Source organism: uncultured Abyssibacter sp. (assembly GCF_964000955.1).
Classification (GTDB): domain Bacteria; phylum Pseudomonadota; class Gammaproteobacteria; order Nevskiales; family OUC007; genus Abyssibacter.
Window position 1 is genome coordinate 1 of sequence record NZ_CAXFCL010000256.1, and the last position, 25,234, is coordinate 25,234.

Below are 25,234 nucleotides of genomic sequence, written 5' to 3' on the forward strand. Positions count from 1 at the left end.
CCCCGAATCCAGCGACATCAGCGGCGATTGCCGGTCGCTGTTCAGTGCATCAGCGAGCTAGCGACGCGGTCAGGACAGCCGGTCGGCGAGTTCGTGCAGCCGGGCTTCCCGGTTCACCATGGACCGGGAGGGCGGCAGGCCGACGGCGGAATAGATCTGCTTGAGCCGGTACAGCCAGTCATGGCGAAGCGCGGACTCGCGGACGTTGCTGACGCGGATCGCCCGCAGCCGCTCGGGATCGCGATCCAGTTCGTCGAGCTGTTCGACGATGCCGGGATGCTCATAGGGCGCGGGAATCACCGCGTCCGGCCAGTCGAACTGTTCGCGAAAGCTCGGGTTGTCCGGCGGCACACCGATCATCACGGTGCCGGCGGCGGCGCCTTCGTAGAAGCGGGCGGAGATTTCTTGTGCGTCGTGGGTCGTCGCGGATTCGTTGATGCGGGCGCGATTGGCGATGTAGTACCGGCTGTTGCGCAACAACTGTGCGAGCAGCAGCCGGTGTTCGGCCGGTTCGTCGACGCGGAACGAGCGCCCGGTGCCCGATGCCTGGGCCGTGTCGAAGTAGTAGAACCAGGATGGCCGGGTGCGCATGGCCGTGAGCAGCGCCCGGTGCGTGGAGGTCGCGCGCCGCCCGATATTGCAGAGATCGACGCTGCGCGGCCGGTCGATGTCCGCCGGGGCAAAACGCAGCACATCGCAGCCCAGTGGCAGGTAGCTCACCGGTGTGGTCAGTTGCCGGCTCAGCGGCTCGACCGGATTCTGCAGCCCGATGAACACATGATCGAAGCGATTGAGCATCTCCATCAGGTAGTTCGTCGGCAGCCTGCTGACCCAGGCCTCGTTCAGATAGCAGACCGCGTGGGCGCAGCGCTCGCGCCAGTCGGGGATGGTCTCCAGCGCGTAAAGCGCCCAGGGGTTGTGCGCGTTGAAGACGAACAGCTCGTAGTCCCGGTTGAGCGGGACACGTTCACGCATCGGTGCCAAGGTTCGGGCCACCCGGCGCGGGCATCTCAGCATGCGCGCGGTCTTGTAGAGCTTGCGCGAGCGTTCCAGCTGCCGGATGTCGCCCGGGGTTCGGAACTCGGTCGGTCCGGCGCTGCGCAGCACGTCCTCGATTTCGTAGCCCAGGGCGTAAGCCACGAGCTGGTCGAGCTTGCGCAGCGACAGGGCGAGCACGGGAGGCTCCCGGCCATCTCCCACGCAGGTGGCGCGTTGTTCCCGGTCCGAAGGTGCCATCTTCATCCGGTGAAGACCGCGTCCTGTTCGGTGCGCAGACGATCGATCAGGCGTCCGGCCGGCCGCTCGACATCGGCGTGGGTCAACACCTGGTCCTTGCGCACATCCCGTTTGAGCACGCAGCCCTCGGCCAGGCCGATGGGCAGCAGCCCGGCGTCGCGCGTGCGCGCATGCGTCTCGCATTGGCCATAGGTGTCGAAGCCGCCGAGTCCGTCGATCCGCTGACCGGCGCGCAGATCCTGTTTCGCGGTGGCGACCACGTCCACGGACGGCGCCGTCCGGCGTGCCTGCAACACCGCATCGCCGAAATCCACCGCGCGGGCGATCGATAGCGGAACCTCGAAATGGCACAGGTGATAGGGCACGTAGAAACTGTACAGAGGACCGTCGCCCAGCTTGTATAGCGCCAGGTAGTGACGTTGCTTGGGATCGTTATGCGTGGCGAGCACGTACACGCCGGGCGCCGGCCGGGTGCCCACGACGTAGTCGACCACGCCGCCAAGGGCGCGGAGCTGCTCGACGTCGTATTCCGCGCACAGCTCATCGACATGCCCGTCGACATCGGCGCCGCGCATGCCGCGTCGCTCGATGGACAGGCCGGTGGCGTTGGCCACGCAGGCCTGCTCGAAGCTGATCTTGGTGCCATCGGCGAAGCTGGTCACCATCGTCGGGTTCTGCCCCCAGCGCTCGGCGAAGGCCTTTTGCGTCGCGGGCGTGCGGTATGGGTCCTGCAGGCCCTTGATGTTGCCGCAGACCAGGGGGGTCAGGCCGATGCCGCGGACGAAGCGGTAGAGGTTCATCTGCACGCCGGGCTGGTCCCCGTCGCAGAGCGTGAACAGCACGCCGGCGGCATTCGCGCGCTGTTGCAGGATGGCGCCCACCGTGCCTTCCAGCTCGGCGTTCATCGACACCACGGGCTTGCCGCTGGCGAAGGCTTCCAGCGTGACTTGCGCGCCGTATTCGATAGCGCCGGTGGCGTCGACAATGCAATCGATGCCATCGGCGCGGCACAGCAGTTCCGGATCGTCGGTGACGAGCACTTCGGAGTCCGCCACGCCGGCCGCCAGCCTCTCGGCCGTCGCGCTGATCGGCGTCAGGCCCGCTTCACCGGCAATGTCCGCCGCCCGTTGCACCGTCCGATTGGCGATGGCGGTGACCCGCATGCCCGGGACCGAGTTGGCGATCTGGTTGACCAGCCCCCTGGCCATGAACCCGGCGCCCAGCAGTCCGACGCGGATGGGCCGGCATTGCTCCTCGCGCTCGGCGAGCTTGCGATCAACCAGGATCACGGAATCGCTCCACGGCGTGGTAGTCGGCATTGAACAAGGGCCAGGTGCGATCCTTGTCGGACATGTCGGTTGGCGTCATCGGCCAGTCGATGCCACACCAGGGGTCGTCGAAACGCAGCCCGCGCTCACTGCCGGGTGCATAGGCCGCCGACACCATGTAGCTGGCTTCGGTGTCATCGGCCAGTGTCTGGAAGCCGTGCGCACAGCCGGCCGGCACGTAGATCGCGACCCGGTTGTCCGCCGTCAGCTCGGCGCCGGTCCACTGACCGAAGCTGGGAGATTGCGGCCGCAGGTCGACGATGGCGTCGAACAGTGCGCCGCGGGTGCAGCGCACGAGCTTGGTTTCCGCGTGGGGCGGCAATTGATAGTGCATGCCGCGCAGCGTGCCGCGCAGCTTCGAAAGGGACAGGTTGGCCTGTGGAAACCGGGTTTCCAGTCCGGCGGCGGCGAATTCGGTCTCGCAGAAGCTCCGTGCGAAAAATCCACGGTCGTCGGCATGCGGCTCCAGATGGATCAGCGCGGCGCCAGCGATGGACAGCGGTTCAATCCGCATGGTCGGTCCAGCGCAGGTCGGGCGACAGCCGGCCCGCGTCGATCAGCGCACGCAGCGCGCGCAGTCGCATCAGCAGCGATTCGCGGAACGCCGGATCGTTGAAGCCGATCGCGGCCAGTCCTTCGCGAAGACCCTGAATCGTGCTGTCCAGCGTTTCCAGCGGCTGGTGGTCCGGCGCCAGCGACTGGAACAGGCTGAAGTCGACGCGGTAGGAGCGCTTGTCCGGCGGGGCATCGGTGGCGATCGACACCGTGGTGCCGTCGATGACGCCCGCCACCGCGTGGGCCAGATCGGCGACTTGCAGGTTCCAGGAGTCGCTGCCCACGTTGACCACCAGAGACGCGCCGCCGGCCTCGGTCGGACGATCCACGGCCCAGTCGATGGCGCGGGCCATGTCCCTGACGTGAATCAGCGGGCGCCAGGGTGTGCCGTCGCTGAGTACGGTGATTTGCCCCGAAGCGACCGCGCCGGCGACGAAATCGTTGAGCACCAGATCCAGGCGCAGGCGAGGGGACATGCCGCAGGCCGTGGCGAAGCGCAGGCAGCTGATGGTCATGCCGCTGTCGGCCAGCGCCGCCAGCCCGTGTTCCGCGGCGATCTTGGAGCGTGCGTAGGCGGTCAGCGGATCGATCGGGTCGCCTTCGGCCCGCGCCCGGGCATCCTCGGCGTAACCGTAGACGCTACAACTGGATGCGAACACGAAGTGGCTGACGCCGGCTTCAGCCGCGAGCCCGGCGCAATGGACGGCGGCTTCGTGATTGATTTCGCCGGTGGGTTTGGCGAAGTCGCGGCCCATCGGATCGTTGGACACGGCGGCCAGGTACACCACCGCGTCGATGTTCTCGAACAAGGCGGCGGACAGGTTCCGCGCATCGCCGAAATGCTGCGTGTCGAGCACGCGTTCGGGGAAATGGTCCGTGGTCAGACAATGTCCGAACAGGCCGCTGTCGTAGCCGATCAGCGTCGCGTCCGGCCGTGTCCGGCGCAGATGCTCGCACAGCACCGGACCAACGTAGCCCATGTTGCCGATGACCAGAATTCTCATGACCAGAGCTTCCAGGGAGCCGCGCCGCCGTCCCACAGGGCGTTGAGGTGGCGGTTGTCGCGCAGCGTATCCATCGGATGCCAGAAGCCGCGATGGTGATAGACGGATAACTCGCCGTCATCGGCCAGACGTTCCATCGGCTCGCGCTCCCAGACGCAGTCATCGCCGGTCAGATAGCGACCGATACCGGGGTTCAGAACGAAGAATCCGCCATTGATCCAGGAGCCGTCGCCGTTGGGCTTTTCCCGCATCGCGGTGACGCGGTGGCCCTCGGTCCAGATCGCGCCAAACCGCCCCGGCGGCTGGACCGCGGTGACGGTGGCCAGGCGACCTTCGCTGCGATGCAGCTTGATGCTTGCCGCAATGTCGATATCGGCGACACCATCCCCGTAGGTCAGGCAGAACGCTTCGTCGTCAGCCACATAAGGCAGCACCCGCTGGATGCGTCCGCCGACCATCGTGGCCTCGCCGGTGTCCACCAGCGTCACGGTCCAGGGCTCGGCGTTGTGGCGGTGGTACTCCGTCCGTCCGTTTCGATAATCGAAGGTGACGTCGGAGACGTTGAGCATGTAGTTCGCGAAATATTCCTTGATGATATTTCCGCGATACCCCAGGCAGATGACGAAGTCGTTGATGCCGTGGGCACTGTAGATCTTCATGATGTGCCACAGGATCGGACGCTGGCCGATCTCGATCATCGGCTTCGGGCGCGTCCCGGTTTCTTCGGCAAGGCGGGTGCCAAATCCTCCCGCCAGAATCACGACTTTCAACAATGAACTCCCTGAGTGAGGCGCCCGCGCGCTCATTCACAGCCACATCCCGGAGCGACACATGGATCAAATCCGCCCGTATCGGCAGCGGTGTGTTCACCGGCCGGTGGCGTTGTCGCAACGGTATTCAGTTCGCCCGAGATCAGCGAAGTGGCTCCCCGCGAGCATGCTATCCAATTTCGTCGAGAAAGAGCGAGTGTAGAACCGCGTGCGGTTCCGGATGTGAAGTCTTTGTTCGAGCACGGCGAACCCTCACCGCCCCACACCCGCCAGGGCGAGGCCCAGGGAGAGGTCGAGCAACCACGACCCGAAGGAGTGCGGGCGAGAGTCCAATCCCAAACAGGAGCGCCAACGAAAAAGCCCCCACCATTCGGTGAGGGCTATTCCGGGTATTGGTAGGTGCGATTGGACTCGATCGGGTTGTCGGGAACGACCCGACGCGAGCGCAGCGAGTCCGCAGGACCGGGCGCAGGGATGCGTCTGGCAACCACGACCCGACGGGTCGTTGGCGAGAGTCCAATCCCAAACAGGAGCACCAACGAAAAAGCCCCCACCATTCGGTGAGGGCTTCTCCAGTGTTGGTAGGCGCGATTGGACTCGAACCAACGACCCCCACCATGTCAAGGTGGTGCTCTAACCAGCTGAGCTACGCGCCTGAAGGGCCGCGGATTATGGGGTGTTGTCCCCGACATGGCAAGCCGCATCCGTTGGCGGGCGGACACACCGTCGAAATTCCCGATCCGGTGTCCGGGCGGGCCGCGCGCCCGGGAGCGACCACAGTCGTCAACCGGGGCTGCCCCGGAATCCGGCTTGGGTGATTCCTGATGGTCGAAGAGCCCTCATAAATGTCTCCCAACTCGTTGATAGTTGATATGAAAATCAATCTCGGGCATGGAGCTTGCAGGATTGATCACGAAACGACACTGGAGTTCTGCACGGTCGATTGACGACAAAGGAGGCTAGGGTGAGAGCAACCATGAGCTTGACGGACATGGGACTGCGTGAATACCTCAACACGTCCGTTTGCGACGCCATGTCGCATCAACGCGTGGACGCTACCGAGGAAACGGTGGTTTATCTGGTGCACATGCTGACGGGGTTCGTTCACGCCGAGCGCGTGTTCGAAGCGACACCGGATGGCGTGGTGCTGCAACCGCTGACCGGTCTGTATCAGCAGGCCGTGGAGGCGCCCAGCCCCGAAGCACGCAACGATGCCCTCCAGCGACTGGGTGATCTGGCGCTGTTCATCGCCGGCATCTTTCCGGAGTGGCTGGAGCGCCGCCAGGTCGGGATTGGCTACTACGTGTCGATGGGCGGCAACGCCTACAGTTGTCTGCGTGACATCTACGAGACTTCGCGTGCCCGCGCGGTATTCCGCGACATCTTCGGCGAGCTGGCTCAGAAGTTCAGCCGCTTCGTCGACGTGTTGCAGGAGGTCTCCGAGCAGGCGCAGCTCAAGTCCGACAGCGACGTCGTGCAGCTCTACACCCTGTGGGCGCAGACCGGCAGCATCCGGGCGGCGCGACAGCTTGAGAAGCTCGGCATCCAGCCGGTGGCGCAGGAGACCGGTGCCTGGCGGCACTGAGCCCCTCGTCATGACGCCCGCCTTGATGGCGCCGCTGCGTGATCTTCAAACCACGCTCGAGCAGATTTACGCGCTTGCGCCAGTGCCGGACATAAGGCGGTTTCTGGTGACGGATCGACACCTCGCCGTCCATCTGGGCGCCGTCGCCGACGATTTGGATGAAGCGCTGCTCGTGCTCGAGCGGGATGGGGAGTTGAACCTGTCGTTGTTTCTGGATGCTGCTGTACTCGCGCAGGTCGCCGGAGGTGCTGTCGACGCCGACAATCTCGGCGCCTGGCTGCTCGCGACCGAAGGCGTGAGTCATTTCGTCTATCTGGCCGCGAGAGCCGAGGTGAACCGTCCTGTCAGCCAGCTGGAGATGGAGTTGCAGGGCGAGATCGACAAGTTTGTCGTGGTTGAGCAGTTGCTTCAGGGGCAGGGCGTTTCGGTTCCCGACACCGCCTTGCTCCACTGGCTGTTCGACCAGCCAGCCCTGCGTTCGAGTCTCGATGCGGAACAGCGCTGGCGCTACCGGACTGCGACACGCCTGGCGAGGCACTACTGCGTGCGGCTGCCAACGTCTCGGCGACCCGAGCAGCGTCACAGAACGCTACGCGATTTCTATCGACTGGCCGGCGCGCAAAAGATTCAGCGCATTCGCCGCTTGACGCACTAACCTCGGTAAGAAGTCCGCAGACACAAAAAAGCCCCTGATCGGATGGATCAGGGGCTTGATCATGCCGGGTTGAAACTAGCCGATGCGGCGACCGCCGCGCAGCTGTCGGCGCAGTACACCCACGACCATCAGCAGTGCCAGCAGCGGCCAGCCCAGAGCGCCACCGCCGGTCGCGCCTGCAGACGAACCACCACCGCCGCCTGAACCACCGGTACCGGGTTCAGCCACGACGACCGTGTGCTCCGCCAGGTTGCTGCTCTGGGAGCCCGCGGTGTCCTTCACCGAGGCCTGCGCACGGTAGGTGCCCGCGGCGTTGTACACATGGGTGATGGTCACCGAGTCCTGTCCGCCGAAGGGTTCGTCCTCGACGAACGAGCCATCACCGAACTGGATCGAGTAACTGCTGAGGCTTTCCCCGTCGGGCGCCTGGCCGGAGATCGTGAAGTCCACGCTCAGCGGCGCTTCGCCCTCGTTCCGGCTGCCGGCGAGGGTGGCGAGCAGATTGCCGACCAGGCCGTCGCAGATCAGATCCGTGCGAACGAGATAGTCGGCCGGTCCCGCGGTGTCTCGGCTCGGCAGCGAGGCCGACCCGACACGGGAGCGAACATCGAAGCCGGCGATGATGTCGCCCGCGTTCAGCTCGCCGAACAGCGTTTTCGGCACCACGAAGACGATCGTGCCGTCCGCGCTGTACGTGCTGCGTTCATCGAGATCGCCTTCCGCGGTGAAGGCCAGCAGACCCTGAGGCAATTCCTCGAAGGTGCCGTACTCGAAGCTGGGCAGTCCTTCTCCCACGTTGAGCGCGAAGTAGAAGTTGTCCCGCAGCGGGAACAGCACCGGATAGAACGAGGTCGGCGGGGGCTCGGTTGCCGTGAAGGTGGCAACCTTGAGCGTAACGACGAAGTTACCGGCGAAGTCGGCTGGCTCTGCCACGGACACCGAGATGATGTCGTGATCCGGCGTTGCCGAATCGCCCTCGGAATCGAGGATGATCGTGTCACCCGGCAGCGAGCAGGTGTCGACGATCACGTCATCCTCGATCGGCAGCGTGATGATGTTGCTGTCGACCGAGCTGCCAGCCGTGTTCTCCGCGACGATCTTGTACGAGTACTCCGGCACGGACGTGCTGGCCGTGGTGTCGATGAACTGGTTCCGGGCACCGGCATCACCCACGAACTCGTAGGGGCCGGCCGGATTCTCGGCGCGGTAGACCTCATAGTTGGTGATCTCGCTGCCGCCATTGTCAGGCTCTCGCCAGACAACCCTGGTCTGGGTCAAGGTGCGCAGGCTGTCGTCCTGCAAGGCGCAGGCCGCGGCCGGCGGGATCGGTGCGCCGACATTGAATTGCTGACCGGCCAGGTTGTCGAATTCCGCGTACAACGGGCGCCCGCCGGACTGCCGAACGATGGTGCCCTTTGCGGCGAAGCTGTTCTGGCTCGGGTCCAGCACGCAGCCGCCGATGCAGCCGTCGGCATAGGCGAACATCGGGCGGCCGAGGTTGTCCAGCTCCAGGTCGTTGAAGTCCAGCAGGTTGCGGTTGGTGCCACTGGGGCCGACGCCGCCAAAGCCCTGGACCGGGTCGTTCGGACTGACGTTGACCAGCTGCCAGGTTTCGCCACCGTCGTAGGTCGTCGCGATGTAGGGATACCAGACGCCTTCGAAGCTCAGGTCCTCGTCCGCACCGACCGTGGTCGTTCCGAGAAAGGCGCAGGCGGCGCGATCCGGGTCGCCCGCGATCATGGCCGGGAACCGGGTAGCCACCAGACCGGCGGCGGCGCCGACGTCCTGATCATGCTCCCAGGTCACGCCCTTGTCGCCGGAGACCGCCACACGCGTGGTGCCGTCCGCGTTTTCGTAGCACATGTAGGCGGTGCCGTCGGTCGCCAGCGCGATGGACGGGTCGGAACCGGCGCCGCCTTGGCTGTCGGGCAGCGGACGGACCTCGTAGGTCGTGCCGGCATCCTCACTGACGAAGGCCACGACCTTCTCGGAGCTGCCGTCCAGGCCCAGCGAAGCGACGCACTGCGAGCTGTCCGGAATGTAGAGCGTGCCGTCGGGTGCGACCTTCGGGTGGCCGTGCAGCGCGCCGGCGCCGCAATCCAGGTTCTTGAACGGCGTGCCGGGACCGAAGGTCTGGCCGCCGTCGTCACTGCGGGCACAGAACGCCGCCGCGACCGACTGCGAGCAGTAGTACACCGCGTTGGGGAACAGCAGACCCGCCGTCGGGAAGCCTTCGGGGTAGGGGCCGCTCACCACACCCTGGTGATCGGCGCCGCCATTGGGCAGGCCGATCTGGCCGGGGATCCAGGTGTCGCCGTCATCGTCGGTGTACTCGAACAGGCTGTTGGCGCCGGCCAGCTGCGAGTTGAAGGTCCGTCCCGTGGCCTGGTCCGTGTACATGATCGGGTCCAGGGAGTTCAGCGTCGTGATCAGTCCGGACTTGTTCTCCCAGACGGCGTCGCAGGCCTGCGGCAGCGGAGTTTCCAGCTTTTCCGGGAAGGTCACGCGCAGCGCGTTGGTGTAGGAGATGAACATCGCCCGTTCGGTGAACGGGTTGAATCCGATCGTGGGCTCGCCCGCGTCATTGCCTTCGTTGGGCGGGGACACGTAGGTCGAGTAACGCGGCGCGGTCGGATCGAACGGCAGGCGGCCATCGTTACCGGTGCCGCCGTCGCCACCGCCGCCGGTGCTTTCGAAGAATTCCAGCGTGATCGTGGTGTCCGCCGTGGAGCCGGTGACCAGCCAGGGGATAACCCGAACCGTGAACGTGGACATGCCGGGGTCCACCGTCTGGAACATTTCCTCGGGCGTTCCGCCGGCCGCCGAACTGTTGATCTGGTTGCCGTCGGCGTCCAGCAGATAGATGTCGTAATCCTCGGACGACGGCGCCACCGTGCGGATGCGAATTCCGGCGCTCATGTTCTCGGGCAGCGGTGAGGGGACATCCACCGTCAACGCGAAATCGTCACAGGCGAGCACCGGTGCCTGGCAGACCCCGGTGTCCGGGTAGGCGGGGTTGGAAACCACGTTCGGACCCGAGGCGAACTCGGTGGTCGGCGCGCTTTCGCTGACGGTTCCGGACGCCGGTTCGGCGGCCACGGCAGTGCCGCCCAGCATCGTGCAGGCGACGATCAGGACGAGATGGCTTCGGATGTTCACTGTGGATTCCCCAGTTGAATCAGAGGGTTCGGCAACGTCGGCCAGGACGTGCCACACACGGATGGCGGAACGGCCGGACCGCGAATTCCCCGGGGGAATGGACAGGTCAGGCGTTCACGTCGCCGCTATCCCCTATAATGGCATTATTTTCCCACAAGATGGAAGTTGCCGTGCATCACTATCGTCTGAGCGTGCTGATGGGCGTCCTGCTGGCATGTCTGGCTGGCTGCGCCGAGCCGGATCAAGCTGCCGAGCAGGGCGCCGCCGGGTCCGGAACGGAGCTGATCGAACGTTTGCGGATGACGCCGACACCGGCGTCCGGGGTGGAGAAGGTCGAGATCAAGTCGGTCATCCGGGCCTCGCAGGCGCCGGAGCTGTTCGAGGGGGAGGGACTGGTGAGCTCGGCCTACTACAAGTACTGGAAGGCCGACGACTCGGCCTACAAGGTGCGCTTGAACGTCTATACGTCCGAGTCCGCCCTGGAGCAGGGTTGGAACAAGCGATTCCCGGCCGAGACGCTGGAAGGCGTCCAGCCGCTAACCGGAGGCGTGAACGGATTCGTCCAGGCCGAGAAGATCGGCGCGGCGCGGGTCGGGCCGGTGCTGGTGGAAATCGCCACGTCGAAGCAGCCCGGCGGGCTGCGCGACTTTCTGGTGGAGTACGCGGGCTACGTGGATCAGGTTCTGGCCGACTCCGGGCGTGCCCAGCGCTAGCGCAGATTCCAGGCGAAGCGGAACACACCCGTGGTGGCGGTCGGCGTTCCGTCCGTGGTCGCGGGCCTGAACTGACACTGGCTCAGCGCGCCCAGCGTGGCCTCGTCCAGACGGCGATGGCCACTGGATTCACGTACCGAACCGTTGGTCACCGTTCCGCTGGCGTCGATGTCCAGGGAGATCACCGTGACACCTTCCTCGCCGGCGCGTAGTGATGCACGGGGGTAGGCCGGCCGTTCGCAGGAATCCCACAACACCGACGGCTTGGTGATCACCGGCTCCCGTGCTGTGGTCAGCGCGACGCGGACCGGCGCGGGCTCGCCCGTTTCGGCCGTTGGTGACGGGGGTGGTGCCGGCGTGCCAAGCTGCGGCTCGGAGGGCGGTGATGTCGAGGCGACGGTGGCGGCGGCAGCCTCGGCGCGTTCACGTTCGATGCGTTGCAGACGTTCCTGTTCGCTTTCCAGCTGCTGGCGCAACTGCTCTGCTTCACGCTGACGCTGTTCGAGTTCCTGCAACTGCACCCGTCTCGCCTCGGCCGCGGCGCGCTCCTGCGCCGCCAGTTCGGCCTCCATGCGACCGCGTGCCTCGACTTCGTTCAGCGACTCGTGCAATTCCCTTCGCAGTTCGGCCAGCGCCGCGTCTTCCTCGGCCTTCATCCGCGTGGCGGCGTCGGTGGCCAGATCGTCGCTGGCCATGGAGATCTCCGTCACCGTGCCCCGCGGTTCGTCGCGACTTCCGAACCAGACGACGGCGCCGACGGCCAGGCCCACGACCAGCAATGCCAGGGCGATGGCGTACTCGGCCGAGTGTCCGATGGTCTGGCGAAGGCCGCCGGCGTCCGAGGCCGGACGGTTGATTGATGCAGACATGTGTTCCCCCAAAAAGCGGTTCCGCGAGCAGCGCTCAGGCGTGCAGAAATTCCCGGATCTTCGCGAACAGGCCGCGGTTCTGGCGTTCGGGTGGCATCGGCGCCACCTCTTCGGTCAACTCCCGCGCACGCTCGGGTCGGCGGGCCAGCGACTGGTGACGCCGCGCCGCCAGATTCACCGTGCCGCGCAGCACGCTGACATTGATCGGCTTGCGCAGCACCCGATAGACACGGCCAAAGTTGATCAGGTCGATGATGTGCTGGGCGTCGGGCTGGCCCGTTAGCACGATGTAGACCAGGCCCGGACGCAGCGAATGCAGGCCGTTGATGAGCGTGGTCACTGGCTCGCCGCCGATGCTGGATTCGGTGATCACCATGCCGATCTGATGCGTGCGAATCTGCTCCAGCGCGTCGAGGAACGAGCTGGCTACATGCACGGGCCGGTCGGCGCTCAGCACGTGGCGCAGCGCCTCCCGCTCGGCGGCGTCGGCGTCGAGAATCAGCACGCCGGGCTGGTCGGCAACCGACACGCTCGACACCGGCTCGGGGACGGCCGGCGTATCCGGCTCATCGTTCGCGGTCAGCGCGCGGGCGGTTGCCTTGACCGCGGCGGCGACGGTGTCGCGCAACTCGTTGCGGCGCCAGGGTTTGGAAACAAATCGAAAGATCTCGCCGTCGTTCACCGAGCCGATGATCGCTTCCAGGTCCGAGTAGCCGGTCAGCAGGATGCGGGTGGTCGTTGGCCGGATCTCGGCCGCTGATCGCAGCACGTCCACGCCGGTCATCTCCGGCATGCGCTGATCGCTGACCAGAACATCGGCGGGCCATCCGCGCAGGATGTCGATCGCCTCGGCGCCGCTGTTGGCGATCCGGACATCGTAATCGTTGCGAAAGATGGATTTCAGCGACACCAGGATGCGTGATTCGTCGTCCACGAACAGCAGGCGCGGGCGATCCGGAAGACTGGGCTGTGCGTTCATCGACCGGCCTCAGGCGCTGGCTTGCAGGGCTGCCGACATCGGCGGTTCCGCCGCATCGTCCACCAGTGCAGCGGCCGAAGCGCTCGCGGTCCGCGTCTGCCGGACGGGCAGGGGGATGGTGAAGGTCGTGCCGGCGCCCAGCGTCGAGTCCACGTCGATGCGTCCGCCATGGTCCTCGATGATCCGGAACACGATCGACAACCCCAGCCCCGTACCCTCGCCAACGGCCTTGGTGGTGAAAAAGGGTTCGAAAATATGTGCCCGGGTGTCCGCGTCCATGCCGCAGCCGGTATCGCTGATCCGGATCGTGACCTGATCCTGCTCGTGGCGTGTCTGGATGCGGATGACACCGGTTCCGTCGATGGCCTGCGACGCGTTGTTGATCAGGTTGAGGAAGACCTGATTGAGCTGCGACGGCGCGCAGTGAATCGCGGGGAGCTCGCTGAGATCGCGCTCGACCTCGATCCCGCCCTTGAGCTGGTTCTGGCAGATCTTGAGCGCCGTCTCCAGGCCCTCGTTCAGATCGAACAGTTCGGTCGCCGAGCGGTCCATCCGGCTGAAGTTCTTCAGACCCTTCACCAGCTCGTCGATCTGGTTCATGCCGTGCATGGAGTCCTCAAGCAGCACATCGGCCTCGACCATGCGCTCCTGCGCATCGTCGCTGAGCCCGCCGGCGGACTCCACGATCGCCAGCGATTCCTTGACCGTCTCGACATTGCTCAGCGCATAGCCTAGCGGCGTGTTGATCTCGTGGGCGACGCCGGCAACCATCTGGCCGAGCGACGACAGCTTTTCCGACTGGATCAGATGCGCCTGCTGCATGCGCAGTTCCTCCAGTGTGCGGTTCAATTCGTCGGTCCGCTGCTCGACGAGCTTCTCCAGGTTGCTGTTGATGCTGTCCAGCTCGTTGAAGCTGCCCCGCAGTCGAAGACCGATCAGGCTGAAGACCAGCAGCAAGGCGCCGGCGAAGGCGGCCAGCGCCAGCGTGTAGTGCTCGATCCGTGCGTCCTGCGCCGCGATGGCGTCCCGAACCTGCGCGCCCAGTTGATCAAGCAGCGCCACCGGTGTGTCGGAGGTCAGCGAATCGGCCACCGGCTGCAGCGCGTCCTTGGCCGCGCGGACTTCACGCGCCGCCTGTTCGAAGGCGGGGACGGAGCCGTTGAGTCGCGCCATCAGTGAATAGATCCGGCCGCCGTTGTTGGGATTGGCCTGCAATCCGTAACTGGCCAGTTCGTCCAGCAGGGTGATGACCTGCTCGCGCGTCGCGATGCCCGCCTCGTTGGCGAGCAGGGAGGCGAGGGTGTTCTCCGCTTCCAGGCGAAGGCGTTCGAAGGCGGTAATGAACGTGAGCTGAGCCGCCTTGAAGTCCGCCAGCTCCTGTCTGCGCTGCGCCGCCGCCGAACGATAGCGGTTCAGGGTCGTGCCGGTGTCGGGACCGTCCGCCAGCCCGGTCTCGTCGGCCGCGAGACGCGCATCGGCCGACTCCCACAGCGCCACGGTGCCGTCCAGGGCGGCGAACGAGGTGTCACGTGTGATGCGGGTTCGCGTGATCTCGCGACTGAACTGCTCCGCGAGCCGGGTCGAGTAGTTGATCTGGGCGAGCTGGTCGCTCGCCAGACGGGCGTCAAGCGGACGCTGCTGAGACTTGATGACAAGAACGCTCAAGAGCGCAACGGTGCCCAGCACCGCGAGTACGGCGATCCATTTCCGAAAAAACATGCATTCCCCGCCGAACTGCTGTCGGCATGATCAATGATTTCCCCAGTGCCGCTCCGATCGTGTTCCCCGGACATGCCGTGCAACGGCGGATGTCCCACGACGGACTCGGCGGTATTGGTCGTGAAGGCGGCAATATCCGTGCCACGAAGTCACCTGATTTGCCTGAAACGGGGCGACCAAACCACCGATTCCGGCGACTTTACGTCCTCTGGCGCTGAATATCGCTCGGAGGCGGCTCGTCGAGATCCTGCGGCACGGCCAGCACCCGGTTCCGTCCTCGGTGCTTGGCGCTGTAGAGCGCGGTGTCCGCCTGGTTGAGCAGCTGGGTTGCCGTCTCGCCGCCGAATTGCACCAGACCGATGCTCACGCTCACTCTGAGCGACTTCGAGATTTCCGGCATTGTCAGGCGTTCCACGGCGAACCGGATGCGCTCGCAGGCCACCATGGCGTCGGGTATCGACGCCTCGGGAAAGATGAAGATGAACTCCTCGCCTCCGAAGCGCGCCACCACGTCCTCGCCGCGCACGCTCTGGTCGAGCGTGATCGCCACCTTGCGCAGTACCGCATCGCCGGCGCCATGCGAATAGCGGTCGTTGATCTGCTTGAAGTGATCCAGATCCGCCAGGGCGATACAGAATGTGCCGTGATGGCGGCGTGCGCGGTGGATCTCCTCCTCCAGCCGGATCTGCGCGTGCCGCCGATTGCGCAGGCCTGTCAGGTCATCCGTGCGGCTCATCTCGTCGAGGCGGCGCGATTGTTCGTGCAAGTCGATGGTGCGTTCCTCGACCAGGCGTTCCAATCGGGCACGCATCGCCCCGTGGGAACTGAGCTGGAGCATGCCCACGGCCAGCAAGCCCGTGAGGATGAGGCTGTCGATCAACGCCAGGTTGGTCCAGACGACGACGAACACGATGGCGACGAGGTAGGACAGGACTTCCAGCGTGAAGGAGAACCCATCGAAGCGATGCTGGTGAGCCACGCCACGGATACGAAACACCAGATGCAGCATCAGGGCGTTGACCACATGCGCGATCGTGGCCATGGCGATCAGCGGTGGCACCACCTGCCAGGTGACGCTGCGCAGCGGCACAGGACCGTTCAGGCCGTGATAGGCCAGGCCGCCGAGCAACACCGCCATCCCCATGATCGCGCCGTTCGCGCAGCCCGCCGCGAGGGCATTGGTTGGTGAGACACCGCGGCGTAGCCGCTCGACCGGATGAACGAACGAGGCGCAGGCATTCAACGCCGCGGCGACCACCGGGTCCAGGATCAGCACGGCGGAGAACTGAGCGACCCGGTCAAAGCTGACGACCCCCTGACCCGGGTGCTGATACCGACAGGAGATCGCAAACAGCGTGAAGAGGAAGAAGCCGGCGCAGGTCAGCGGATCGGCGGCGACCCCGGTCCGCAGCAGCGCCGTGCCGCCAATCACGGCAAGCGTCACCGCAAACAGTCCGGCCATCGCGAGCAGGAAGCGGCCGTCCGGCATCCGGGCCGGGTCTCGCTGCGAGCTCGCCAACGCTGAAGTCTGATTCCTGGACACGACAACCCGGGTTCCGACCCGCCGCGAGTCGGATGGTCCGCCTGATGATTTCCGTGCGACTCGGAGATTCGCGGCGTGGCGGATTGAGAATGACAATCAGTATCCGGATCGGATACGCATGGGTTTTTTATGCCAATTTGAAATACAAGGCAAGAACCCTTATTTCATTCGCAGCCGTCGGTCTTTCAGAATTTCGCGTGCGGCGTTGTGTCCCGGCGCGCCGGTGACCCCACCACCTGGGTGCGTGCCGGAACCGCATTGATAAAGGCCTGCGATCGGTGTGCGGTGATCGGCGAAGCCCAGGGTCGGGCGCGCGGAGTACATCTGGTCGAGCGAGAGCTTGCCGTGGAAGATGTCGCCGCCGATCAGACCAAACGTCCGCTCCAGGTCCAGCGGCGTGAGCGCCTGCCGGCCGATCACCGACCGACGGAAGTTCGGAGCGTACCGAGTGACCGTGTCGATCATCAGGTCGGCGACCGAGTCCCGGTGCGTATCCCAGCTCGATCCGTCCGGCAGTTCCGGCGCAACGTGCTGACAGAACAGGCTGGCCACGTGCTGCCCTTCGGGGGCGAGCGACGGGTCCAGAGTCGACGGGATCAGCATCTCCACCACGGGTTGGCGCGACCAGCCATGCGTCCTGGCATCGAAATACGCCTGCTCCATGTAGCGTAGTGAGGGCGCCAGAATGATGCCGGCTCCGTGGTGCTCGGCCGGCGCGGTGCCCGGCAGACAGGAGAAGTCCGGCAGCTCGCTGAGCGCGACGTTCATGCGAAAGGTGCCGGAACCGCAGCGCCACTGCGCCATGCGGGTGCGAAAGTCCGCCGGGATGTCGTCGTCGTCGACCAGCCGCGTGAACAGCAGTTTCGGGTTCAGATTCGAGACGACGGCGCTGGCGCGGAATTCACGGCCGGATTCGGTGGCGACGCCCACGACGTGTCCGCGCTTGGTCAGGACACGGCTGACCGGCGCGTTCACGTGGATGGTCACACCGCGCGACCGGGCCGACGCCGCCATGGCCTGGGTGATCGCACCCATGCCGCCGATCGCGTGACCCCAGACACCCTTGCGACCGTTGACCTCGCCGAAGCAGTGATGCAGCAGCACGTAGGCGCTGCCGGGCGAGTAGGGGCTGGCGTAGTGGCCGACGATGCCGTCGAACCCCAGCACCGCCTTGATCGGATCGGATTCGAACCAGTCATCCAGGTAGTCGCCGGCTGAGCAGGCGAACAGCCGCAGCAGTTCCTGGCGCTGGTTGCGGTTCAGCCGTCCGACCGAACGGCCGAGCCGCAGCGCCCGCAAAAGTTCGGGCAGCGCGGCCCGCCACCCGCGGTCGGTCATGTTTGGCGGCCGTTCGAGCAGCAGGGAGCGGATCAGGTCGGCCTGGGTTTCCAGCGAGGCGTCGAATGCCGACAGCCGGTCGGCGTCCCGGGCCGAGAAGGCGGCCAGTGATTCGCGAGTCCGGCCCGGTCCGACCTTCAGATAGCGGCCGTCTTCGGTCGGCAGAAAGTTCGACAGCGGTCGCTCGACAATGCGCAGTCCGTGACGCGCGAGCTCCAGATCGGCAATCACCTTCGGATGAAGCAGGGAGACGGTGTAGGCAGCGACGGAATTGCGGAATCCCGGATGAAACTCCTCGGTGACCGCGGCGCCGCCGACCACGGCCCGGCGTTCCAGCACCGTGACCGACAGGCCCGCCGCGGCGAGATACCCGGCGCAGACCAGGCCGTTGTGGCCGCCGCCGATGATGAGCACGTCGGAATCCGGATTCGGGGAGTCGTGCATCGTCTGGCGGGGAGTGGGATCGGGTTGCATTATGCGGGTATCACGACAACACAACGAAGGAGACGCCATGGATATCCGCAGCCAGGTGACGGCCGAGGAATGGGAAACGCGGGTCAACCTCGCGGCCACCTACCGGCTGGTCGCCCAGTTCGGCTGGAGCGACCTGATCTTCACGCACATCTCCGCCCGTGTTCCGGGTGGGGATCATCACTTCCTGATCAATCCCTACGGCATGTTGTTCGACGAAGTGACGGCCAGCTCGCTGGTCAAGATCGACCTCGACGGCAACAAGGTCATGGACTCGCCATTCGACATCAATCCGGCCGGGTTCACCATCCACAGTGCCATTCACGCGGCCCGGGAGGATGCCCAGTGCGTACTGCATGTTCACAGCGTCAACGGCATCGCGGTCAGCGCACAGCGTGATGGCGTGCTGCCGCTGTCGCAGCAGAGCATCTTCGTGCTGGCCTCGCTGGGCTATCACGACTATGAAGGCGTCGCGCTCAACGAGGCCGAAAAACCGCGGCTGGTCGCCGACCTGGGCGACCGGCATTTCCTGATGCTGCGCAACCATGGCCTGCTGACGGTGGCGAACAACATTCCCGATGCCTTCCTGTTCATGTACCTGTTTGAAACCACCTGCATGATCCAGGTGAGGGCGCAGGCCGGAGGCGGGGAGCTGACGCACGTACCGCAGCCGATCATCGATGGTGCGATGGCCCAGGCGGCCGCGGTTACGCGCGGCGCCGGCGGTGGGCTGGCCTGGCCCGGACTGCTGCGGCGGCTGGATCGCGTCGATCCGTCCTACAAGGGGTAGACGTCGGTCAGGCGACCGGCGGCAGGCCGACCCGCGCGCGGCCCTCGTCGGTCTTGATTGAGAAGTCGCCACCGGCGAACTCGCGGGCCGCGTCGGTGCACAGGTAGGCGATCGCCTCGGCGGCCCATTCCGGAGGAATGTGGTCGTCGGGCTTGAGTCGGCTGTAGTGATTGATGCCGGATGCGCGGATGCTGGCCTGCATCTCCGTGCCCACGGTGCCGGGACTCATCCCGACCACGGTGATGCCGCGATCGCCGTACTCCTCATGCCCACAGCGCGTCAGCGCCAGCACCGCCGCCTTGGTCGCGCAGTAGGCGCTCCAGGCCTCGATGGCCTTGGTCGCGGCGCCGGAACTGAGGTTGATGATTGTCCCGCCGCCCTGGGCGAGCATCTGCGGAATCGCGTAGCGCATGCCGTGGAACACGCCCTTGAGATTCACGTCCACCACGGTGTTCCAACCGTCGACATCGACGTCGGCCAGATGGGCGATCGGTTCGATGAGGCCCGCGTTGTTCACCAGCACATCCAGTCGGCCGAACCGGTCCACGCAGGCGTTGATGGCGGATGCGACCTCCTCGGGGCGGGTGGCATCGCAGGCGATCGCCATTGCCCGACCCGGTCCGCTGTCCAGTTCGTCGACCAAGGCCTCGAGCGCCGACAGGTTTCTCGCGGCAAGGGCCACCTGGCGGCCGTCGGCAGCCAGACGGCGCGCGGCGGCTGCACCGATGCCGCGACTGGCGCCGGTGATTAGAACAGTCTGGGGCATTGTTGCTAGTCCATGGCCAAAGCGGGTCAGTGTGGTGCGTGATCGCCGTCATGCCAACGTGGCGTCGATCTGCATGCTTGCAATCTCCGTTGGAAAATCAAATCATGCGCCGCCTTGGTCCGGCGTCCTCCGCTGACGCCAGGATTTTCAAAAAACAACACATCAGGATGACTGGGGAGTCATGATGAAAATACGATTTTGGGCGGTGGCGCTGATCCTGATGAGCGGCAGTTCCGCCGCCTTCGCCGACGACGGGGGCAGAACCTGGCTGACGCTGGGCCTGAACCTGATCTACGGACATGTGGATCTGCCTTGCGAAACCGATCACAGCGACTGCAGCGAAGCCGGTCTGCTGAGTGGCCTCACCGGCGCATTCACCACGGCGACCGAATCCGGCGGACTGTTTCGAATGCGCGTGGCTCGCATCCGCGAGGCGGACACCGATGACGATCCGGTCGAGGTGGCGGCGCTGTTCGGTACGCGGTTTGGCGACAGTTCCGTGCATGGCGCGCTGGGGGTCGGGCGGATCTTCAATCCCGATGACGAGCTGCCAGGGCATCGGACCGGGTTGGCCTGGGAGCTCCTGTTCGCCAGGGACACCGATCGGGACGCGGCCTTCGAGTTCGCGATCCAGGGCAACTTCGCGGGCAGCGCAGAATATGTAGGGGTGAACTTCGGCCTGCGGTTTGGCGACATGCAGTAGCCGGCGTCCGGGCCGTTTCGCGCGACCACTTGTCGGAGTGAATCAATCGGTGTTTCCCTGACGACCCGGGTCTTGATCGGTTTCACCCTCAAAGGATTCGTCACATGGACAACAGGCTGGATGGGCAGGCGACGGTCGGTGCGTGCGATGTCGTGACGCTGCGCGAACCGGGCGGCGGCACAGCCCGCGTGACCGCACACGGCGCGCATGTGCTGGAGTGGACACCCGAGCCGGAGGGCGGCAACCGGCTGTTTCTGAGCGACAACAGCGCGTTCGGTGCGGATGCGTCGATTCGCGGCGGTATTCCGGTCATCTTTCCCCAGTTCGGCAATTTTGGTGATTTGCCCAAGCATGGCTTCGCCCGCCGATCGGCCTGGGCCCTGGCGGGGGTTTCGGATACGCAGGTTGCTTACGAGCTGAGCGAGAGTGCATCGACACTGGAGATCTGGCCGCATTCGTTCCGCCTGCGGCTGACCGTGAGTCTGTTGCCATCCGGTTTGCGAACCGCGCTGTCGGTGGAGAACACCGGCCGCCATCCGTTGCGGTTCACCGCGGGTCTGCACAGCTATCTGCGTGTCCGCTCGATCGAGGACGTGACGCTGGAGGGGCTGGATGGGCGGACCTACTGGGATGCGACCCGCGACATGGCTCGATCGGTCCAGAGTGAGCCGGCGCTGCGTTTCGGCCCCGAACTCGATCGCGTGTACCCCGACGTGTCGAACGCACTCACGGTCCGGGAGGGCTCACGGAGCCTGCGGGTCGAGGCTGAAGGCTTCCAGGATGTCGTGGTCTGGAATCCCGGCCCCGAGAACGCGGCGGCGATGTCCGACATGGAGCCAGGCGGTGAGCGTTACATGCTCTGCGTGGAGGCCGCGCAAATCGAACAGCCGGTTTCGCTGGGGCCGGGCGCGGTCTGGCTCGGCGCCCAGGTGCTCACCATCTGAGCAGCAGGGTTTCCGGCGGTGCCAGCAACAGGCTCCAGTCGGGCAACACGGGGCGGGGTTCCACATCGCGATCCCGCTCGCCGACATGGGTGTCCAGCCATTCGATCAGGTCGTTCCACATGCCGGCGATCTGCGCATCGGTGGGCATGATGCCGGCGTAGTGCAACTCCGGAGTGATCACCGGCAGCGACAGGCTGCGGCCGGCATAGTTGCCCAGCGAACCCGGATAGGCGCCGAGACGATCCAGATGCAGCATCCCGAGTTGCGGTGGCGGCGGAGGCGGTCCGTCGAAGTCGAGCACCCCCAGCGGAGCATGGACGCTGACGATGACATCGGGCTTGAACGCGGCGATCTCCTCGACCAGCCACTGCACTTCGGGCTCGGAGGCCGGCGCCGGCCCCGGATAGCGTCGCGGATCACGGCCGGTCTGCTGCGTCCAGTACGGCAACGCGCGTGACTCCCAGGCCAGGGTCGGGAAGTTCCGGTTCAGATCCACGCCGTTGGCGTTGACGCGGGTCGCCGGTCCGGCGAGCAGCCCATCGAGGTTCAGGCAGGGGAGCATGCGCCAGTGGTAGCGGCGTTCGTCGTCGCTCGCCAGTTGCTCGGCCCAGCGAAACTGGATGCTGACGGAGGAATATTCGTCGCCGTGGATTCCGCCCAGCAGCAGCACTCGCGCGGGGCGCTTGTCCACCGGCAGCACCCGGCGGGCAGGGAACTCTCCGATCAGGATGGGGCGCTGCTGCACGGTGCCGGTGTCGGCGACGCCGAAATCGACCAGATCGCAATCACCTTGCGAAATGCTGCTCAGCAGGTTGGCCATCATCAGGCAGCCCTGCTGACCGTTGGCCAGCGGGATCGGGCGGCTCTGGCCGGCATGCGCCGCCGGCAGTGTCGGGAGCAGGATGCAGGCGATCAGAAGCGCCCGGGCGTACTGGGAAATCACAGTGCGAATGACGCGCCGCGTGGATGGTGGTCGGGGAATCGATCCAAGCAGGATCGGCGCGAAGGATACGCGAATTCGCCGGCGTCTCGCCAACGGTGAACCGGGTCGCGCCGAGAGCGGGTCAGGCGTCGGCCGGCCGGACCAGATAGCCCCCGGAGCGCTCGTCGCGCGTAAGCAGCAGCAGCTTGGCCTCGCCCATCGCTTCCAGCAGCTTGTTGAAGGAATCGAAGCCGTGGAACGACTCGGAGAAACCGGGCTTCCGGCGCTTGAGCGTCTGCTTGATCATGGAGCCCCAGATGCGCTCGTCCTCGCCGCGCTCGTCGATCAGTGCCTCCAGTGTTTCCAGCACGTGATCGAAGGCTTCCTGTTTCTTGTCGTCCACCTTCTGCGTGCTCGGCTTCTTCGCCTTGCGCTTGCGTTTGCTCTTGTCCGTCGAGCGGACCAGATCGTCGTAGAAGATGAAGTCGTCGCAGTTCGCCGTGAGCAGGTCGGAGGTGGAGTTCTTCACGCCGACGCCGATCACGGTCTTGTTGTTCTCGCGAAGCTTGCTGACCAGCGGCGAGAAGTCGGAATCGCCGGAAATGATCACGAACAGGTCGAGGTGTTCCTTGGTGTAGCAGAGGTCAAGCGCGTCGACGACCATGCGGATGTCCGCCGAGTTCTTGCCGGACTGGCGCACGTGCGGGATGTCGATCAGCTCGAATGCTGCCTCATGCATCGGCTTCTTGAACTCGGCGTAGCGGCTCCAGTCGCAGTACGCCTTCTTCACGGTGATCGAGCCCTTGAGCAGCAGGCGTTCCAGCACCTTCTGGATGTCGAAGGCCGCGTAGTTGGCGTCACGGACGCCGAGCGCGATGTTCTCGAAATCGCAGAACAGGGCGAGGTTGGGTTGTTCGGTCGTTGGATTCATGCGGCGGAGTATCGCAGGTCGCTGTTGAGCTCGTAACCGGTTTCGACCAAAGCATGGCTTGCGTTCGACATCCGCGCGGCTATGATCGCCGCCCCCCAGTTTCTCCGGTTCGTGCCATGTCTGCGATGCGCCTGCTGATTCCAGTGCTTGCGTCTCTGTTTCCCTCTGTACTGATGGCGGCGGAGCCGGCGCCCGAGCAGGCACTGGATCTCACCGGCACCTGGATTGGACTGACCTGTCTGGGCTTGTTCGTGGCGGCTTACGTCATGGTCGTGCTCGAGGAATGGAGCGGCATGCGCAAGTCCATTCCGGTGCTGATGGCGGCCGGTTTCATCTGGACGCTGATCGGCATCGCCTACACGCTGGCCGGGCAACCGCACTGGGCGGGCGAGATGGTGCGTCACAGCCTGCTGGAGTACGGCGAGCTGCTGCTGTTCCTGCTGGTGGCGATGACCTACGTGAACACGCTCCAGGAGCGCGGCGTGTTCGACGCGCTGCGGGGCTGGCTGGTGTCGCGCGGCTTTTCGCTGCGCATCGTGTTCTGGGTGACCGGTGCGCTGGCGTTCCTGATGTCACCGCTGGCGGACAACATGACCACCGCGCTGGTGCTGTCGTCGGTCGCGCTGGCGGTGGGCGGCGACCAGACGCGCTTCGTCGTGGTCGCCTGCATCAACATCGTCGTCGCCGCCAATGCCGGCGGCGCGTTCAGTCCCTTTGGCGACATTACCACGCTGATGGTGTGGCAGAAGGGGCTGCTGGGCGCCGGTGAATTCATGGCGCTGGCCGTGCCCGCGTTCGTGAACTGGGTGGTGCCGGCGTCCATCATGAGTCTGGCCGTGCCCGCCGGGCGCCCGCAGGCATTGGCCGAAACCGTCACCGTCAAACGCGGCGGCTACATGATCATCGGCATGTTCGTCATTACCGTCGCGGTCACGGTCACCATGCACACGGCGTTTCACCTGCCGCCGGCGCTGGGGATGATGGGCGGCCTGGGCCTGCTGAAACTCTACGGCTGGTATCTGAACTGGTCAGGGCTGCGCAAGCAGGGCCAGCCGATCGCGTTCGTCTCCCACGACGAGATGATGTCCGATCACACCGAGCCGCATGCGCCGAACACGTTTCGCGAAGTGGCGCGGTCCGAGTGGGACACGCTGTTGTTCTTCTACGGGATCATCGTCTGCGTCGGTGGTCTGGGTGCGCTGGGGTATCTGGCGGCCGGCTCGCAGCTCATCTATGAAGGCCTGGGGGCGATGACCGCCAATATCCTGGTGGGTGTGGCCTCGGCCATCATCGACAACATTCCAGTGATGTACGCGGTGCTGAGCATGAACCCGGCGATGTCGGACGGACACTGGCTGCTGGTCACGCTGACCGCCGGTGTGGGCGGCTCGCTGCTGTCGATCGGTTCGGCGGCCGGTGTCGCCGTGATGGGGCAGGCGCACGGCCGCTACACCTTCTTCTCCCACCTGCGCTGGAGCTGGGCGATTGCCCTGGGTTATGTCGCCGGCATTCTCGTGCATCTGTGGCTCAATCGCGGTTTGTTCTGAGCAGGACGTTCCGGCCGTTTCCGTCCAGCTACAAGCCAACCGCCTTCCGGGACAAATACCGGGTCGTCGACGATTGATTCGCGTGGCATCCGGTGGTGCGGATGCGGGCGCCGGACTGTGGCATGCTCGCCGCACGCGGAGCGTTCGCCATCACGGGGGCGTTCGGAAAGAGACCGAGGGGGAGACTCGTCACGATGATTGTCACACCGCTTTACGCCGGCCTGCTGGCGCTCTGGTACCTGGTGCTGAGCATCTGGGTGATCAAGGGGCGCGGCGGCAAGGGCGGTCCTAGTCTGGGCGACGGCGGCAGCCAGGAGATGGCGCGGCGTATCCGCGGCCACGCGAACTTCGCCGAGTACGTCCCGCTGATCCTCGTGCTGGCGGGGTTTTCCGAGCTGTCCGGCGCACCGGCCTGGCTGCTGCATGTCATCGGTCTGGCGCTGCTGATCGGCCGACTGCTGCACGGCTATGCGCTGTCGTTCACAGCGCATTTCATGCAGGGGCGGGTCATCGGCATGGTGCTGACATTTTCCGCGTTACTGCTGGCCGCGGGGTACTGCGTGGGCAACAGCGTGACCAAGCTGGTTTCCTAGGGCCGCGATCATCATGAGTTCCGGGGACGACGCCACACCGCTGCCGCTGGTCGCGGACTGTCGCGTCCTGCCGGCCACGGCTCCGTTGCGATGGCTGGCCGCCGGATGGCGCGA

General features: G+C 65.4%; 22 protein-coding genes and 1 tRNA gene. 8 read left to right on the forward strand and 15 right to left on the reverse strand.

Annotation, left to right across the window (positions count from 1 at the left end; translation table 11 throughout):
• Window positions 1–69: 69 nt before the first annotated feature.
• The 6 genes from ABNS06_RS12330 to ABNS06_RS12355 all read right to left on the reverse strand — a co-directional run bounded on the left by ABNS06_RS12330 (window position 70) and on the right by ABNS06_RS12355 (window position 5,549).
• On the reverse strand, window positions 70–1,242 hold the full coding sequence (locus ABNS06_RS12330) for a glycosyltransferase (RefSeq protein WP_348674900.1): 1,173 nt from the start codon (window positions 1,240–1,242) through the stop codon (window positions 70–72).
• Complete coding sequence (locus ABNS06_RS12335; protein ID WP_348674901.1) at window positions 1,239–2,525, reverse strand: SAF domain-containing protein; 1,287 nt, start codon at window positions 2,523–2,525, stop codon at window positions 1,239–1,241. Before ABNS06_RS12335 ends, ABNS06_RS12330 begins: the two co-directional genes overlap by 4 nt.
• Window positions 2,512–3,078 (reverse strand): dTDP-4-dehydrorhamnose 3,5-epimerase, encoded by a 567-nt coding sequence (gene rfbC, locus ABNS06_RS12340; RefSeq protein ID WP_348674902.1) that lies wholly within the window; start codon window positions 3,076–3,078, stop codon window positions 2,512–2,514. The genes ABNS06_RS12335 and rfbC overlap by 14 nt, the downstream gene beginning before the upstream one ends.
• On the reverse strand, window positions 3,068–4,123 hold the full coding sequence (locus ABNS06_RS12345; RefSeq protein ID WP_348674903.1) for an SDR family oxidoreductase: 1,056 nt from the start codon (window positions 4,121–4,123) through the stop codon (window positions 3,068–3,070). Before ABNS06_RS12345 ends, rfbC begins: the two co-directional genes overlap by 11 nt.
• Complete coding sequence (rfbF, locus tag ABNS06_RS12350; RefSeq protein ID WP_348674921.1) at window positions 4,120–4,884, reverse strand: glucose-1-phosphate cytidylyltransferase; 765 nt, start codon at window positions 4,882–4,884, stop codon at window positions 4,120–4,122. The genes ABNS06_RS12345 and rfbF overlap by 4 nt, the downstream gene beginning before the upstream one ends.
• A 588-nt stretch (window positions 4,885–5,472) precedes the next feature.
• Window positions 5,473–5,549, reverse strand: a tRNA-Val gene (locus tag ABNS06_RS12355).
• Between the two features lie 320 nt (window positions 5,550–5,869).
• Here ABNS06_RS12355 and ABNS06_RS12360 point away from each other — a divergent pair.
• Both ABNS06_RS12360 and ABNS06_RS12365 read left to right on the forward strand, forming a co-directional pair.
• Window positions 5,870–6,478: a hypothetical protein gene (locus tag ABNS06_RS12360; RefSeq protein ID WP_348674904.1), complete on the forward strand. Its 609-nt coding sequence runs from the start codon at window positions 5,870–5,872 to the stop codon at window positions 6,476–6,478.
• A gap of 10 nt (window positions 6,479–6,488) precedes the next feature.
• Window positions 6,489–7,133, forward strand: a complete 645-nt coding sequence (locus ABNS06_RS12365) for a hypothetical protein (protein WP_348674905.1) — start codon at window positions 6,489–6,491, stop codon at window positions 7,131–7,133.
• Between the two features lie 75 nt (window positions 7,134–7,208).
• Here the strand turns inward: ABNS06_RS12365 and ABNS06_RS12370 are convergent, their stop codons facing one another.
• Window positions 7,209–10,292: a PKD domain-containing protein gene (locus ABNS06_RS12370; protein ID WP_348674906.1), complete on the reverse strand. Its 3,084-nt coding sequence runs from the start codon at window positions 10,290–10,292 to the stop codon at window positions 7,209–7,211.
• A 158-nt stretch (window positions 10,293–10,450) separates the two neighbouring features.
• Here ABNS06_RS12370 and ABNS06_RS12375 point away from each other — a divergent pair, with 158 nt between their 5' ends.
• The gene (locus ABNS06_RS12375; protein ID WP_348674907.1) at window positions 10,451–11,005 is read left to right on the forward strand and encodes a hypothetical protein; all 555 of its coding nucleotides are present in this window, start codon (window positions 10,451–10,453) and stop codon (window positions 11,003–11,005) included.
• Here the strand turns inward: ABNS06_RS12375 and ABNS06_RS12380 are convergent.
• From ABNS06_RS12380 to ABNS06_RS12400, 5 genes are all read right to left on the reverse strand, one after another.
• A complete protein-coding gene (locus ABNS06_RS12380; protein WP_348674908.1) occupies window positions 11,002–11,874 on the reverse strand; it encodes an energy transducer TonB in 873 nt (290 codons plus the stop codon). The two genes, ABNS06_RS12375 and ABNS06_RS12380, sit on opposite strands and share 4 nt — an antisense overlap.
• A gap of 34 nt (window positions 11,875–11,908) precedes the next feature.
• The gene (locus ABNS06_RS12385; RefSeq protein ID WP_348674909.1) at window positions 11,909–12,853 is read right to left on the reverse strand and encodes a response regulator; all 945 of its coding nucleotides are present in this window, start codon (window positions 12,851–12,853) and stop codon (window positions 11,909–11,911) included.
• 9 nt (window positions 12,854–12,862) lie between these two features.
• Window positions 12,863–14,518 (reverse strand): ATP-binding protein, encoded by a 1,656-nt coding sequence (locus ABNS06_RS12390; protein ID WP_348674910.1) that lies wholly within the window; start codon window positions 14,516–14,518, stop codon window positions 12,863–12,865.
• 253 nt (window positions 14,519–14,771) lie between these two features.
• Window positions 14,772–16,061 (reverse strand): GGDEF domain-containing protein, encoded by a 1,290-nt coding sequence (locus ABNS06_RS12395; RefSeq protein WP_348674911.1) that lies wholly within the window; start codon window positions 16,059–16,061, stop codon window positions 14,772–14,774.
• Window positions 16,062–16,274: 213 nt separating this feature from the next.
• Window positions 16,275–17,897 carry an NAD(P)/FAD-dependent oxidoreductase gene (locus tag ABNS06_RS12400; protein WP_348674912.1) on the reverse strand — a complete coding sequence of 541 codons (1,623 nt, stop codon included), beginning with the start codon at window positions 17,895–17,897 and terminating at the stop codon, window positions 16,275–16,277.
• A 67-nt stretch (window positions 17,898–17,964) separates the two neighbouring features.
• On the opposite strand from ABNS06_RS12400, the gene ABNS06_RS12405 reads away from it, so the two are divergent.
• Window positions 17,965–18,714: a class II aldolase/adducin family protein gene (locus tag ABNS06_RS12405; RefSeq protein ID WP_348674913.1), complete on the forward strand. Its 750-nt coding sequence runs from the start codon at window positions 17,965–17,967 to the stop codon at window positions 18,712–18,714.
• A 7-nt stretch (window positions 18,715–18,721) separates the two neighbouring features.
• Here ABNS06_RS12405 and ABNS06_RS12410 read toward each other — a convergent pair whose 3' ends face one another.
• On the reverse strand, window positions 18,722–19,480 hold the full coding sequence (locus tag ABNS06_RS12410) for an SDR family oxidoreductase (protein WP_348674914.1): 759 nt from the start codon (window positions 19,478–19,480) through the stop codon (window positions 18,722–18,724).
• Between the two features lie 184 nt (window positions 19,481–19,664).
• Here ABNS06_RS12410 and ABNS06_RS12415 point away from each other — a divergent pair, with 184 nt between their 5' ends.
• Window positions 19,665–20,183, forward strand: coding sequence for a hypothetical protein (locus ABNS06_RS12415; protein WP_348674915.1), 519 nt, complete (start codon window positions 19,665–19,667; stop codon window positions 20,181–20,183).
• 104 nt (window positions 20,184–20,287) lie between these two features.
• Window positions 20,288–21,127, forward strand: coding sequence for a D-hexose-6-phosphate mutarotase (locus tag ABNS06_RS12420; protein WP_348674916.1), 840 nt, complete (start codon window positions 20,288–20,290; stop codon window positions 21,125–21,127).
• On the opposite strand, the gene ABNS06_RS12425 is transcribed toward ABNS06_RS12420, so the two are convergent.
• The gene (locus tag ABNS06_RS12425; RefSeq protein WP_348674917.1) at window positions 21,117–22,070 is read right to left on the reverse strand and encodes a M14 family zinc carboxypeptidase; all 954 of its coding nucleotides are present in this window, start codon (window positions 22,068–22,070) and stop codon (window positions 21,117–21,119) included. The two genes, ABNS06_RS12420 and ABNS06_RS12425, sit on opposite strands and share 11 nt — an antisense overlap.
• 121 nt (window positions 22,071–22,191) lie before the next feature.
• The gene (locus tag ABNS06_RS12430; protein WP_348674918.1) at window positions 22,192–22,980 is read right to left on the reverse strand and encodes an NYN domain-containing protein; all 789 of its coding nucleotides are present in this window, start codon (window positions 22,978–22,980) and stop codon (window positions 22,192–22,194) included.
• Window positions 22,981–23,096: 116 nt separating this feature from the next.
• Between ABNS06_RS12430 and nhaD the strand changes: the two genes are divergently transcribed.
• Window positions 23,097–24,527, forward strand: a complete 1,431-nt coding sequence (nhaD, locus tag ABNS06_RS12435) for a sodium:proton antiporter NhaD (RefSeq protein ID WP_348674919.1) — start codon at window positions 23,097–23,099, stop codon at window positions 24,525–24,527.
• Window positions 24,528–24,721: 194 nt separating this feature from the next.
• The gene (locus tag ABNS06_RS12440) at window positions 24,722–25,120 is read left to right on the forward strand and encodes an MAPEG family protein (protein ID WP_348674920.1); all 399 of its coding nucleotides are present in this window, start codon (window positions 24,722–24,724) and stop codon (window positions 25,118–25,120) included.
• Window positions 25,121–25,234: the final 114 nt, after the last annotated feature.